13 protein-coding genes are annotated in these 13,696 nt (G+C 56.4%); 10 read left to right on the top strand and 3 right to left on the bottom strand.

Annotated elements, in window-relative coordinates; translation table 11 throughout:
* Window positions 1–93: 93 nt before the first annotated feature.
* Window positions 94–825 carry a FadR/GntR family transcriptional regulator gene (locus KW840_RS22300; protein WP_056723343.1) on the bottom strand — a complete coding sequence of 244 codons (732 nt, stop codon included), beginning with the start codon at window positions 823–825 and terminating at the stop codon, window positions 94–96.
* Window positions 826–1,104: 279 nt separating this feature from the next.
* Here KW840_RS22300 and KW840_RS22305 point away from each other — a divergent pair, with 279 nt between their 5' ends.
* From KW840_RS22305 to KW840_RS22315, 3 genes are all read left to right on the top strand, one after another.
* Window positions 1,105–2,598 carry an aldehyde dehydrogenase gene (locus KW840_RS22305; protein ID WP_056723341.1) on the top strand — a complete coding sequence of 498 codons (1,494 nt, stop codon included), beginning with the start codon at window positions 1,105–1,107 and terminating at the stop codon, window positions 2,596–2,598.
* An 87-nt stretch (window positions 2,599–2,685) separates the two neighbouring features.
* Complete coding sequence (locus KW840_RS22310; protein WP_056723338.1) at window positions 2,686–4,164, top strand: APC family permease; 1,479 nt, start codon at window positions 2,686–2,688, stop codon at window positions 4,162–4,164.
* A 66-nt stretch (window positions 4,165–4,230) separates the two neighbouring features.
* Entirely contained in the window at window positions 4,231–4,716 is a 486-nt protein-coding gene (locus KW840_RS22315; RefSeq protein ID WP_056723429.1) for an ester cyclase, read from the top strand.
* A gap of 558 nt (window positions 4,717–5,274) precedes the next feature.
* Here KW840_RS22315 and KW840_RS22325 read toward each other — a convergent pair.
* Together KW840_RS22325 and KW840_RS22330 are read right to left on the bottom strand one after the other, a co-directional pair.
* Window positions 5,275–5,751, bottom strand: coding sequence for a thioesterase family protein (locus KW840_RS22325; RefSeq protein ID WP_056723333.1), 477 nt, complete (start codon window positions 5,749–5,751; stop codon window positions 5,275–5,277).
* A 30-nt stretch (window positions 5,752–5,781) separates the two neighbouring features.
* Window positions 5,782–6,723, bottom strand: coding sequence for a LysR family transcriptional regulator (locus KW840_RS22330; protein WP_082562923.1), 942 nt, complete (start codon window positions 6,721–6,723; stop codon window positions 5,782–5,784).
* 159 nt (window positions 6,724–6,882) lie between these two features.
* Here KW840_RS22330 and KW840_RS22335 point away from each other — a divergent pair, with 159 nt between their 5' ends.
* The 7 genes from KW840_RS22335 (at window position 6,883) to KW840_RS22365 (ending at window position 13,653) form a co-directional block, all read left to right on the top strand.
* The gene (locus tag KW840_RS22335) at window positions 6,883–8,049 is read left to right on the top strand and encodes a hypothetical protein (RefSeq protein ID WP_056723426.1); all 1,167 of its coding nucleotides are present in this window, start codon (window positions 6,883–6,885) and stop codon (window positions 8,047–8,049) included.
* 12 nt (window positions 8,050–8,061) lie between these two features.
* Complete coding sequence (locus tag KW840_RS22340; RefSeq protein ID WP_056723331.1) at window positions 8,062–8,463, top strand: Zn-ribbon domain-containing OB-fold protein; 402 nt, start codon at window positions 8,062–8,064, stop codon at window positions 8,461–8,463.
* Window positions 8,460–8,915, top strand: coding sequence for a MaoC/PaaZ C-terminal domain-containing protein (locus tag KW840_RS22345; RefSeq protein ID WP_056723330.1), 456 nt, complete (start codon window positions 8,460–8,462; stop codon window positions 8,913–8,915). Before KW840_RS22340 ends, KW840_RS22345 begins: the two co-directional genes overlap by 4 nt.
* On the top strand, window positions 8,912–9,661 hold the full coding sequence (locus tag KW840_RS22350; RefSeq protein ID WP_201783879.1) for an SDR family oxidoreductase: 750 nt from the start codon (window positions 8,912–8,914) through the stop codon (window positions 9,659–9,661). Before KW840_RS22345 ends, KW840_RS22350 begins: the two co-directional genes overlap by 4 nt.
* Before the next feature lie 62 nt (window positions 9,662–9,723).
* On the top strand, window positions 9,724–10,761 hold the full coding sequence (locus tag KW840_RS22355) for an extracellular solute-binding protein (protein WP_218497864.1): 1,038 nt from the start codon (window positions 9,724–9,726) through the stop codon (window positions 10,759–10,761).
* A gap of 58 nt (window positions 10,762–10,819) precedes the next feature.
* Window positions 10,820–12,577: an iron ABC transporter permease gene (locus tag KW840_RS22360; RefSeq protein ID WP_056723326.1), complete on the top strand. Its 1,758-nt coding sequence runs from the start codon at window positions 10,820–10,822 to the stop codon at window positions 12,575–12,577.
* Window positions 12,574–13,653, top strand: a complete 1,080-nt coding sequence (locus KW840_RS22365) for an ABC transporter ATP-binding protein (RefSeq protein WP_218497865.1) — start codon at window positions 12,574–12,576, stop codon at window positions 13,651–13,653. The genes KW840_RS22360 and KW840_RS22365 overlap by 4 nt, the downstream gene beginning before the upstream one ends.
* Window positions 13,654–13,696: the final 43 nt, after the last annotated feature.

A 13,696-nucleotide genomic window follows, 5' to 3' on the forward strand; every position in this document is an offset into this window, starting at 1 on the left:
CTCAGAGAAGACAATTCGGTGCCTGCAGTCGACGGGGTATGCGACACCGAGCTGCATAGCGAGCGAATAATTCAGCAAGTTTCGTTCCATTCATTAGTCGCCTTCTGCCATTTGTTGTAGTCGTAAGGTGCTTAGGCGGCGAACGCCTCGTGTTACATGTGCTTCTGCCAGTGCGCCGGCCAGATTGGCATCGTTCGCTACGATGGCTTCCAGGATAGCTCTATGCTCCCGCTCGATGGCCTGAGGGTCTGGTTGGCCGGCAAACGGCAGCCATAGCAGTTCCCCAAGCTCCGCCTGCAGACGCGCTTCGCTGTGAGTCAGGCGCACAGACTGTGCTGCCACGGCTATTTCGATATGGAATCTGGCGTCTGCTCGGCGTCGCTCTCGCCGCTCTTGAGCGTTGGCTAGGGCGTCGACAAGGCTGCTCAGTCTTGCATGTTGCTCAGGTCCAGTGCGCTGAGCCGCCAGTCGGGCGGCGGCGCCTGAAATGGCAGCGTGTTCATCGGCGAGGTCACGGAGTTCAAGCGTGCTGAATTCACGTAGTTGATCGAACAGTGACTGATCTGAGGTTTGCGGCGCGGCGCAGATGAAGCTCCCTCCGCTGCGTCCACGCCGGGTTTCGATAACCCCGCGCTCTCGCAAGCCCGCCAGCGCGTCCCTCAGCGTAACCGTGGCAACGCCGAGTTGGGTGGCCAGGGCACTTTCATTGGGGAGCTGTTCGCCTTCTGTGAACAACCCCAGATCGATCATTTCTATCAGGCGACGGGTAACAGACTCCGTTTTACCTTCTTGGTTAAGGCGTATGAGGCTTGAAGTAGGGCTCATGGTTGATTCATTCATGGGCGGCGCCGTTTTACGCCTGTGGCAATAGTCCGATATAGCGTCAAGCGCGTCCGGATGTGTGTTTCTTTTAAAATTCTATTTCATATTTAATATTATTTTTGTACGTGTTTGTGGGGGGATTCTAGAGTTTTAACGCATAAAAAGTCAAAAAAATCACATCGCATTAGCTTTTCCGGGGTTCTCAAGGGTTAAAAGATATGGTTCCATATGTTTAAGGCGATTTGAGATCGCATCCATCCGAACCCAGGAGCAGTTTTAACCATGAGTCAGTTGACCCGATCAGAGTGGGAAGCCAGAGCCAAGGCGCTGAGCATCGAGGGGCGAGCCTTCATCAATGGCAAATATGTGTCGGCCAGCTCAGGTGCAACCTTTGAGTGCATTAGTCCTATCGACGGGCGTGTGCTTGCCTTGGTCGCCAGTTGCGATGCGGCGGATGCGAATTTGGCGGTAGCCAGTGCCCGGTCTGCGTTCGAGTCTGGTGTCTGGTCACGCCAAGCACCTGCAATGCGCAAGGCAGTGATGGTGCGTTTTTCCGAATTGTTGCAGGCCCATTCCGAAGAGCTGGCTCTGCTGGAAACATTGGACATGGGCAAGCCGATTTCCGATTCGCTTTCGGTCGACCTTCCGGGGAGCATTGACAGTATCCGTTGGTGCGGTGAGGCAATAGACAAAATCTACGATGAGGTGGCAGCGACCTCGGTTGATCAGCTCGGGCTGGTTACCCGGGAGCCGGTTGGGGTGGTTGCGACTATCGTGCCGTGGAATTTCCCACTGATGATGGCGTCTTGGAAGTTGGGGCCGGCGCTGGCTGCCGGTAACTCAGTTGTCCTCAAACCCTCGGAGCGTTCTCCGCTGACGGCTATCCGCATCGCACAGCTTGCTCTGGAGGCGGGTCTTCCAGCGGGTGTGCTCAATGTTCTGCCGGGCTATGGCCACACCGTGGGCAAGGCGTTGGCCCTGCACGGTGATGTTGATACTTTGGCGTTTACCGGGTCGACCCAAGTGGCCAAGCAACTACTGGTTTATGCGGGTGAGTCGAATATGAAGCGGGTCTGGCTCGAGGCCGGCGGCAAAAGTCCCAACATAGTATTTGCTGATGCTCCCGATCTGCAGGTGGCGGCCGAAGCAGCAGCGGCAGCCATCGCCTTCAACCAAGGTGAGGTTTGCACTGCCGGTTCACGTTTGCTGGTGCAGGCATCGATCAAAGAGCGTTTTGTACCGATGGTTGTCGAGGCCATGAAGGGCTGGAAGCCGGGGCATCCTCTCGACCCTGATACCAACGTCGGCGCAATGGTTGATGGCCGTCATCTGGATGGGGTGATGCAGTACATCGAAGAAGGTCAAGCGCAAGGTGCGCGGCTCTTGCTCGGGGGGCGCGTTGCACGGGTAGAGGCCGGTGGCAGTTATGTAGAGCCAACCCTGTTCGACAACGTCAGCAACTCGATGAAAATCGCCCGGGAAGAAATATTCGGTCCCGTACTGTCAGTCATCGAATTCGACGAAGCAGAAGATGCTGTACGCATCGCCAATGACACCCCTTACGGTCTGGCCGCAGCTGTCTGGACGTCTGACCTGTCTCGAGCCCACAACATTTCCCGCGCACTTCGTGCAGGCAGTGTTTGGGTCAATCTTTATGACGGCGGTGACATGATGGCGCCGTTCGGCGGCTTTAAACAGTCCGGTAATGGTCGTGACAAATCTCTGCATGCCTTTGATAAGTACACGGAGATTAAGGCCACCTGGATACAACTCTGAGTCAACTATGGTTAATCGCGCAACGGATGGGATGGCACCGTCCGATCAACGCCTATTAAAACAAATTCCTTTTTGAAGGATGTTGCAATGAACAGCTCAATTAGCTCCAAGGTAGCTGTAGATCAAGACGCGGAGCAACTCCGTGCCCTTGGGTACACCTCAAATTTCGAACGTAGTATGAGTCTGTGGCAGAACTTTGCCCTTGGATTCACCTATCTGTCCCCGGTAGTAGGGGTCTACACCTTGTTCGGCCTGTGCTTGGCCGCCGGCGGGCCACCGATGTTCTGGTCCTACCTGCTGGTGGGGTTCGGCCAGATGCTGGTGTGTCTGATTTTTTGCGAAGTGGTATCTCAGTACCCGATTTCCGGCGGCGTCTATCCTTGGGCCCGTCGTCTGGTTGGCAAGAAGTGGGCATGGATGGTCGGGTGGATTTATGCCATCTCCCTATGTGTCACCATTGCCGCCGTCGCGCTGGGGGCTGGCCCCTACATCGCAAACCTTCTAGGTTTCGAGTCGTCGCCGGTAACTAACACGTTGGTCGCGCTATTTTTGACGGCGGTGGCGACGGTCTTGAATCTCAGTGGTACCAAACTATTGGCGCGGGTGGCGATGTTCGGTTTTCTCTGCGAACTAGTCGGGGCTTTGTTTATCGGTGGATACCTGCTGATCTTCGAGCGCCACCAGCCTTTGAGCGTATTGTTCAATACTTTTGATATTTCCATTGATGGGGCCTATTGGCCTGCGTTTCTCACGGCCTCATTGGCGGGGATGTTTCTCTACTACGGCTTTGAAGCTTGCGGCGATGTTGCCGAGGAAACCCCAAATCCTAGCCGCCAGGTTCCAAAGGCGATGCGGATGACTATCTGGATCGGCGGCGCCGCCTCGATCTTTGCGGCCCTGGCGTTGATCCTTGCAGTTCCAGATATGGCTGCGGTCATTTCCGGGCAAGACAAAGACCCGATGTCGACCATATTCGGCAGCGCGTTCGGTCCTGTGGGCTCTCGGGTAGTTATGGCGGTCATTACGGTTTCGTTCGTTTCCTGCGTGCTGAGTTTGCAGGCATCCGCCAGTCGTCTGCTCTATGCCTATGCTCGAGACGAAATGCTCATGGGCAGTAATATGCTGAAAAAACTCTCGCCTACGACACACGTCCCGACCGCAGCTCTGGTGGTGTGTGGCGTGCTGCCTGCGATCATTGTGTGTGTGGGCTTCTACCTTCAGAACGCTATTGCTCTGGTGGTGAGCTTTGCCGCCATCGGTATCTACCTGGCGTTCCAGATGATTGTTGGCGGTGCGCTGTATGCCCGTATCCGTGGGTGGAAACCCAAGGGCCAGTTCACCATGGGACGTTGGGGTTGGATCGTGAACATTGCTGCCCTCTGCTACGGCATGTTCGCGATCATCAATATGTCCTGGCCGCGTACCCCGGATGCGCCTTGGTATTTGAACTACGGCATCGCACTTGTCGGTGCCATCGTCATCCTTGTCGGTGTCCTATACATGACCCTGTTTCGTCCCTATGAAAAGGGCAAGGCCCCAGCTTCGGATGCCTGGAAAAACCGTTAATTGACATCAATGCCTGCCACTAAGCGCGGCAGGCAAACCGATCTTCTGACAATAAGGTTGAAGGCTATGACGTCTCGAATCCACTCACTACTGTTCGGGCTGTTTCTGGTTCTGGCCAGTCATGCAAGTTTTGCGGCAGGCCAAAACGATACCCTCGGCGTGATCCATGACTATATGAAGGCTTGGAATGCCCACAATGCGGATGCGGCGGCCGAGTACTTTTCTGATAACGTTGAGTTTCTCGATGCCTCGGTGGGCACCCCTCAAGTTGGCCGCGAAAACGCCAAGTCCCAAGTAATTCAGGTGTTCATGCAGGCGGTGCCGGATTTGGAATGGAAAATGTTCGGTGAGCCGATTGTCAATGGCGAGAGCATTGCCTTTGAATGGGAGTTCAAGGGCACCAATACCGGCCCCTGGAGTGCCGAGACCCCAGCTACTCAGCGCCCCCTCAGCTTTAAGGGTGTTAGTTTCATACACCTCAAGAACGGCAAAATTCTCACGCAGCATGACTACTACGATGCCCTTGGTTTTAACAAGCAACTGGGCTGGTAACGGCTTATTACAATTTGCAGTACCAGGGGAGGCCTGATTACGCAGTGAGGTCACCCTGGGCAGGGTGCTGTTCGATGCTAGCGATCCGTACTTGTATTTAGTGGCGCGATTTATACCAGATGCACGATGCATGGGGAGTTTGACCATGTTCATCTGATGATTCACAGAGTTTACGGCACGATCTGCTTATTCCTGTTGGAGATGATGTTCCAACAGCCATTTTGACGAAGTGGTCGAGGCTTCTCCTTAGGAAGCCAGTTCCCTTACGCCGCCGAGAAATTCGCTTTCAAGCAATGTTCCTCGCTGGCCTGGGCGGGAACGAAAAAACCTATCTCGCGTTTTTTCGAAGCTAAGTGGCGTATTCGCCATAGCACGCCAAAAACTCGCCGACTTTTCCGAGATTGGGTGCGTCATGATGCGTTTCACGACTCCCTGGATGATGCAACTGAAGCTGATTTCAACGAACAGTTACGCCTGACTTGAGCAGGCTGGTTTGTCGTAAAATATCAGTGTTAAAGATACATGCATTCCACTGGTTTGCTAAGACGTGCAGGGTATCTAATCCGAAGACACCCGGCTCGACAGGTCGAAGTCTTTGGAGGTGTATGCGTCCATCATCCTTTGCAGTCGTTGCCGACCTTCGTCGCCAAATGGGCATACTTTACGGGTGTCGAGATTCACATGCACCGCCGTCTGCCGCATGGTCGCACTGAGATAGTTTTGTTCGTCATGGTAAAGCTCCACCTGAGTGACCAAGCGTTTTTCGTCGAAGCTCAGGGGCGTCAGTTCCACGCGCAGTGGATCTCCCGCGCAGACCTCCCTGAGGTATTTCAGATTGGCCTCAACGGTAAAGAGCCCGCAATTAAGCTCAAGTGTGTACCCTTTACCCAGCCCGAACTGTTCCAGAATGCGATGGCCCAGATCATCGAGAAGCATGACGTAATACGCCATATTCATATGGCCATAGAGGTCAATCCATTCGCTTTTGACCAGCGCTTTCTCGTAAGGTCTGCCATTCGGTAGGGGGATGTTCATTGCCTGGCTCCTCATTTATGAAAAGTACTATTACGGTGCAGAAGCGGAAGTTGGGATCCTGACTGGTGCATAAATGTCGCCTTTTTCCAGTTCGCCGGGGAACACGGAATGCAGCCATTGCCGCAGCCGGACAATGGCTTGATCGTTCCATTTTCGAGTGGGGGCGATGAAGTAATACCCGCCTAGACGAATCGTCATCGGCATCACATCGATGAGCTCGCCAGCGGCAATTTTTTCGTCGGCCAGCAGCTCGCTGACCAGTGCCACACCCTGGCCCATACAGGCCGCTTCGAGCGTGAGGTGACCGTGCCACAGTCGAGGCCCGCGCAACCTGGGAATATCTGTAACACCGGCAATGCTGAACCATTGCGACCAGCGCTGGGTGTTACGCTCATGGATCAATGGCAAACCCAGCAAATCTTCGGCACAGGTCACTTCGGCGAAGCGGTTGCAAAACGCGGGGCTGGCCACTGCACGAATCAAGGGCCGGGCGAAAAGCTCTGCGCACAGTTCCTCGCCGAGATTGAGCTCCTCCAGATAGACAATCTCGGCATCCGCTTCATTGCGACTGAAGTCGGGGCGTGTACTGGTCGGTTCAAGTGTCAGCTCACGACCATTGAGTGCTTCTTCCAATTCGCCCAGTCTTCCCAGCAACCGCCTGGACGCGAGGCCAGCCATACAGCAGACGTGCAGCGCGTCTTCGCCTTGACGCAGATCGCTGCTGGCGTCAGCGATGATGTCCAGCGCCCGTCGAAGCTGTGCCGCGTAGCGCTGGCCTTCACGCGTCATCTCAAGTCCGCGACCTGATTTCTTGACCAGTTTTGTACCAACGGCGACTTCCAGATTCTGTATATGTCGGGAGATAACGGTATGCGAAACCGATAGTTCTTCGGCGCACTGCCGCACGCTTCCACAACGACTGAATCCTTCGAAGGCGCGTACAGCGAGTAGCGGCGGCAGTCGTCTATTCATAGGTACTCCAGGCGTCGAGAGTTAACGACAAACGCAAGTCTTATGCCAAAGAATGGGTGCATTAAATGCACCAATTTGGCGTTTTCTAACTGCTTGTTCGCATGCCTCCCGATGATGGAATTTGTGGGCCACGGCTTTCGATCTTTTCAGGAGTATGCCTTGAACGTTTCCGAACGCGCCGCCATTGTCGGCGCCTATGAGTCACCACGAAGGGATGCGCCCAATGTCCATCCTTTCGCGATCCAGGTGGAATGCATCCAGGCAGCGCTGGCCCAGGCCGGGCTGACGCTCGGAGACGTAGACGGCTTATGTGTGGCTTCCGGCGACTGGGCCGAGGGGGGCGGTGTCAACAGCGTTACCGAAATGGCCGAGTACCTGGGCATTGAGCCGCGCTGGTTCGACAGCACCGACGTGGGGGGTTGTTCCTATCTGGTGCATACCGCACAGGCGGCGGTGGCGATTGCTGCCGGGCTGGCGGATGTCGTGGTTATCAGTTACGCCGCCTCACCGCGCTGGTGGCCGTTGAAGACTCCGTCATTCGACCCTTTCGTCCTTCCGGCGGGGCCTGGTCAATTCGAGTTGCCCTTCGCACCGACGCTCATTTCTACGTATGCGATGTACGCCCAGCGTCATATGCACCTCTATGGCACCACGGTAGAGCAGCTAGCTCAGGTGGCGGTGACATTCCGGCAACACGCGGCTGAAAATCCGGATGCCTTTCTGGGCCGAAAATCGATTACCGTCGAAGACGTGCTCAATTCCTCGATGATCGCTTCACCTTTGCACCGGCTCGATTGCTGCGTCGTGACGGACGGCGGCGGCGCTATCGTGATGACCAGCCGGGAACGAGCCCTTGATTGCCGAGCCCGGCCGGTCTGCGTGAGCGGCTTTGGCATGGCCACACAGCGCACTCAAATCAGCCAGATGTCCCGCGAACTCATCACGCCTGCTGCTCGTACTGGTCCCCGAGCATTTGAAATGGCCGGGTTGACGCCTGGTGATGTCGACGTGGTGCAGCTCTACGATGCCTTTACGATCACGCCGATGTTGGCGCTTGAGGACCTTGGATTCTGTCCTCGGGGCGAAAGCGGGCGGTTCGTGGCGGACGGCCATTTGAGCATCAGTGGCTCTCTGCCCTGCAACACCGACGGTGGTGGACTGGCGTCGAACCATCCGGGCAAGCGCGGTCTGCTGGCTTTGATTGAGGGCGTCCGGCAGTTGCGCGGTGAAGGGCCAGGGGTGCAGGTGAAAGACGCGGAGGTCGCGTTGGTTCATGGGTTGGGCGGAACGTTCTGTGCCGCAGCCACTGTCATTTTGACCGTCTGAGGAGCCAGCGATATGACCACTTTGAGTCCTGTTGTCACCGACGCCATGTCGGCACCCTGGTGGGCCGCTCTTCGGGAAGGACGCTTGCTCGTTCAACGCAACCCTGTGTCCGGTGCATGGCAGTGGTACCCACGGGACCATTGCCTGGACGATCTGGCGATAAAGCCCGAATGGGTGCAAGTCAGCGGGCGCGGCACGCTGTTTACCTATTCGGTTATCCATCGTGGGCACTCACGGCTGGAGACACCTTATGTGTGCGCCCTCGTCGAGCTAGCAGAAGGTCCGCTGATGCTGTCGCAACTTCACGGCATTGCGTTCGACGAGATCACCATCGGTATGGACGTTTCGGTTGCGTTCATCGAAACGGATTCATCCACCTCGTTGCCGGTTTTCCGCCCAAGGAGCCACCCATGAGTTCCACTCAATACTTTGACGACCTGGTAGCCACACAGTCGTTGGTGTCGTCGCGCATCACACTGACAGAAGCGCACATCGTCCTGTTTGCAGGATTGTCTGGGGATTTCAACCCGATTCATATGGATGAGGAATCTGCGCGTCGAGGCCCCTTCGGGCGGCGAATCGCCCATGGCATGTTGGCTCACTCCATGAGTACCGGGCTGCGCTCGAGTGTTGATGACTGGGCAATCATTGCCTTTCTTGAGACCCATCGCCGATTCGTCGCACCGGTTTTCGCGGGTGACACGCTGCATTACGTGGCTGAAATCGAAGACTTGCGCAAAAGCAATTCAAACCCTTCGCGGGGCATTGTCAGAGTCAGGCTGCGCCTGCTCAATCAGAGCGGTGAAGTGGTGCAGGAAGGCGAAGACGTATTTGCGGTCGCATGCCGCACAGGGAGCGAATCATGAACACTCGCTTGGACGGGCATGTCGCGTTGATCACGGGCGGTGCGGGCGGCATTGGCTCGGCTATCTGTCAGCGCCTGGCGCAAGAGGGCGCAGCGGTCATCATTGCCGACCTCGGCCCCGGTGCAGTCGAACTGGCTTGCTCACTGACCTCCCAGGGTTATCAGGCGGCAGCGGTCACTCTCGACGTTTCGAGCCGCGCTAGTTGGACCGCGGTCATGGTTGATCTGCCGCCAGCCTTCAAAGCCGTCGACATTCTGGTGAACGTGGCAGGCATCGTGCGTGATAGAACCTTGATGAAGATGACTGATGAAGACTGGGAAACCGTGATTGACGTCAACCTGCGTGGCTCCTGGATGGGGTGTCAATTCGGGTTGGCGGCCATGGTTGGGCGCGGTTGGGGCAGGATCATCAATATCGCTTCCACTGCGATCCTGGGCACCTACGGTCAATCGAATTATTCATCGGCGAAGGCGGGCGTGGTGGGATTGACTCACACCGTCGCCCTGGAAGCGGCGCGCCACGGTGTATTGGTCAACGCCGTAGCCCCCGGGATCGTAGAGACATCTATTCTCGCGAGTGTTCCAGAGGAGATCAGGGCGCGCTGGATCGCAAGAATGCCACTGGGCCGGCCCGCACAACCTGCAGAAATTGCCTCCGTGGTGGCGTTCCTCGCCTCCGACGACGCCAGTTACATGAGCGGGCAAGTTCTCATTGTCGATGGCGGCGCAACGACAGGCGATTACTGAACCACTGAAACACTGCTTTCCACTCACAATAATCAAGCAGCAACAGGCGAAGGGGCAGCGATATGGTCGAATTTACACGGCGCAGATTTTTGCAAGCGAGTGGCATCGCGGGTGCAGGTTTAGCAGCGGGATTGATTCGTCCCTCGTTCGCTGCCGACGAATCGCTGTACGCAGCTGCGCAGAAAGAAGGTGCACTCAACCTTTACTGGGGGTCCTATGAACAAAGGACCATCGAAGCCATCCGCGACGCGTTCACCCGTCGCTACCCTGGGATCAAGGTCAACCTGCTGCGTCAGGCATCGCAAACCATCTACACCCGATTACGTCTCGAGCTGCAGAATAATGCGCCCAACTGCGACTCGCTGGGCAGTACCAACATACTTCACTACCTGGAGCTGAAAAAGATCGGCGCATTGATGCCCTACAAACCGGCGGGTACGGCGTTTCTGCCGCAGGAATTCCAGGGGCTGGACAAGGACGACACCTTCCAGGTCGGCGCCATTAGCCTGACCAGCCTAAATTATCAGTCAGACAAAGTCACCACAGCACCTGCTTCATGGGAGGCTGCACTGGACGCTCAATGGGCCAACAAGCTGACGGTCGGCAGCCCGTCCTTCTCCGGTGATGTTGCTTCCTGGGTGGTGGCGATCCGTAAAAAGTACGGCGACCATTACCTCAAAGAACTGGCAAAGCTGAACCCCAAGGTCGGCCAATCGAACGTGGATACTGTTACCGACATTCTTTCAGGCGAGCGCCTCGTGGGTCTGGGTGCGCCATTCAGTTATTCGCTGACGCAGAAAGCGGCTGGCAACCCGATAAACGTGGTTACCCCAACCGACGGCACCATCCTCAACCTGGGCTTGAGTGCCATTCCACTGAAAGCTCCGCACCCGAACGCGGCGAAGCTGTTCTCCGACTTTTTGTATGACCCTGAAGTCTCGCAAATCCTGGCGGCCAATTTCTGGCCGACATTGCGCACTGATGTTCCATGGGCCGAGGACCGCAGCCTGTCCCAGATAACCTGGTACCGCAATCCACCTGAAGACCTGGCGGCCGAAGTCGCTGAAGGTATCGCCAAGTGGAAGGACATCATTGGTTGAAACAATACCCGCCAGGCCCTGGCGGCCTGGCGACGGCAGACTCAGGAGTGACCCCTTTATGGGCGTTTTTGCGATAGGCACTTCCTCGGCGACCGTTGGCGCCGAGATTCGACGACACCGACCTTGGGTGCGTTGGACCGTAGTGAGCGTGGTTCTGGCGGCGCTGTTCTTGTTGGTTGCGCAACCGGTCGGCTGGATTCTGTTCAACAGCATGCACGATGACACCACGCAACAATGGACGCTGAACAATTACGTGCGTCTGGTGACTGCCAAAGGCATGCTCCAGCCGATTATCAATTCGATTATTCTGGCGTTTTCAACCGCAGCGATCTCAACGCTGCTGGGTGTTCCGCTGGCCTGGTTGGTGGCGCGTACCAACATGCCCGGCCGGGGACTCATCAGGATGCTCACGTTGGGGGCTTTCGTGACCCCGTCGTTCATCGGTGCACTGGGCTGGATTCTACTTGCGGCACCTAATGCCGGCTGGCTGAATACGTTCTATCGACAAATGTCGGGCAGCGATTTGGCTCTGTTCAACATCTACTCGATGGGTGGCGCGATCTTTGTCTGCGCCATCTATACCGTCCCGTATACCTTCACCATTGTCGCCAGCGCCCTCGATGAAATGGCGGTCGAGCTTGAAGACGCGGCGACGACGCTCGGCGCCAGCGTACTACGCACAATGTTCAGCGTGACCATTCCGATGGTGATGCCTTCGGTCATCGTGGGTTTCATTTTGTCCTTCATTCAGGGGATGACCCTGTTCGGCGTTCCCGCCTTTCTGCTCACGCCCTCAGGAACATCGGTTGTCACCACCAAACTGGCCGAGTTCTATCAGTTGTTCCCGCCCGAGTTGTACATGGCGGCAGCGTATTGCATGCCGCTCCTTTTGCTCACCGGTGGGTTGTTCTGGGTACGCAAAAAAATTCTTGGCCGCAGACGTTTTGTAATGATCGGTGGCAAGAGCCGGGCGGGCCGCAGCATTGATCTGAAAGGGTGGCGCTGGGCCGGGTTGTTGTTCGCGCTGATTGTCCCGGTGACGGCGGTGATCCTGCCTTACTTCGCCTTGATCGTCGTTTCTCTCTGCAAAGCCTGGGGTCAGGGGCCATCGCTGAGCAATCTGACGTTTCACTGGTATCGATGGGCAGTCCTGGAGAACGCTGAAACTCAGGCGGCGATTATCAACTCATTGGCCTATGGCGCCATCGGCGCCAGTCTTTGCGTACTGCTCGGCACTTTGATCGCTTACATCGTCGAGCGCCGCTTGGTTGCGGGAACGACCATCATTGCGGCGTTGACCAATCTACCGATCATCATTCCCGGAATTGTATTGTCGGTGGGCTTCTTCGCAGCCTATACCCAGCCACCCCTAAGTCTTTACGGGACCTCGGCGATCATCATTGCGGCGTTCGTCGCGACGTTCCTGCCTATCGCCTATTCGCATGGCGGGGCAATGCTCAAGGGTATCAGTCCGGACCTGGAGCGGGTCGCCCGGATCCTGGGTGCCAGTGAGTCGAAGACATTCATCAGTATCACAGCTCCGCTGATGAGATCCGGACTGATTTCAGGATGGCTGTTGGTGTTTATCCCAGTGATGCGCGAACTATCAGCTGCGGTGTTCTTGATAACACCCAGCACTAACGTCATGACGACGTTGATTTACAACTACAAGGATGGCGGAAATTACGAGGCGGTGGCTGCCGCTAGCGTATTACTTTTGGTTGTCACCATGGTGGTGGTGGCGATCGCTCAGACGCTCAGCGTGAAGTTGGCGAAACATAAACGTGCCAGTGTTGAACTCGGAGTCGCCCAATGAGCCAGATCCAGATCCGTAATTTGCAAAAAAGCTTCGGCCAGTTCCAGGCGCTAAAAGGTATTGACCTGACTGTGGAGGATGGAACATTGCTGGCGTTGCTTGGTCCATCCGGATGTGGCAAGTCAACCACACTGCAGTTGCTAGCCGGTTTCGAAGCACCGACCGCAGGCGAAATCCGCGTCAATGACCGGGTCATTTCCAGCTCGCAGGGCGTGGTGCCTCCGGAGCGCCGGGATATATCGCTGGTCTTTCAAAACTATGCGGTGTGGCCGCACAAAACCGTGGCGGAGAACGTGGCGTTTGGCTTGCAGATACGCAAGGTGCCGCGTGCTTTGCTGGAAGAAAAGCTCACTAAAACCCTGAAGACTGTGCACCTTGACCACTTGGCTGACCGCTATCCCTCCGAGTTGTCGGGTGGGCAACAGCAACGGGTGGCGCTGGCGCGAGCTCTTATTGTCGAGCCGAGCATTCTATTGCTCGACGAACCGCTGTCGAACCTTGATGCCCACCTTCGGGAAGAAATGCGCTTCGAAATCCGTCGAGTGCATGACTTGCTTGGACTGACGACTGTCTACGTCACTCACGATCAGGGAGAGGCATTGGTGACGGCCAATCAGGTGGCGGTCATGAATGGAGGCAGTGTGCAACAACTGGGTTCGCCGAGAGAGATTTTCGAGCTGCCGGCCAACGCGTTCGTCGCTGCGTTCATTGGCAGCAATAACGTGATCAAGGGCGTGTTAACGGGGGCCGGCACATTGCGCTTTGGAGAGCAATCACTGGTGGGGATGGACCGCAGTGGTGCTGGTCCTGGTGCAGAGATCACCCTGTGTATCCGTCCGTCCAAAGTGCGGATCGTTGGGCCAAATTCAGGCGTGACCAATGTGCTGCCCGGTACGGTGCTGCGCACCGCGTACCTCGGAGAGTACTGCGACGTATTGGTAGACATCGGCGCTGGCCTTTCGATGCGCGCCTTTACGCCCCCCACGGTCGACTATCGGGTGGGGCAGGTCGTACTGCTGCATCTGCCAGAACAGGATTGCCACCTGCTGCAATCCGGGGAACGGGTTAACAGTTAAACCAGCATGGCGGCAGCGGTCGTCGAACTGTGAGCACTTATTA

The sequence above is a fragment of the Pseudomonas sp. PDM30 genome, assembly GCF_019218985.1.
In the GTDB taxonomy this organism is placed as follows: domain Bacteria; phylum Pseudomonadota; class Gammaproteobacteria; order Pseudomonadales; family Pseudomonadaceae; genus Aquipseudomonas; species Aquipseudomonas jessenii.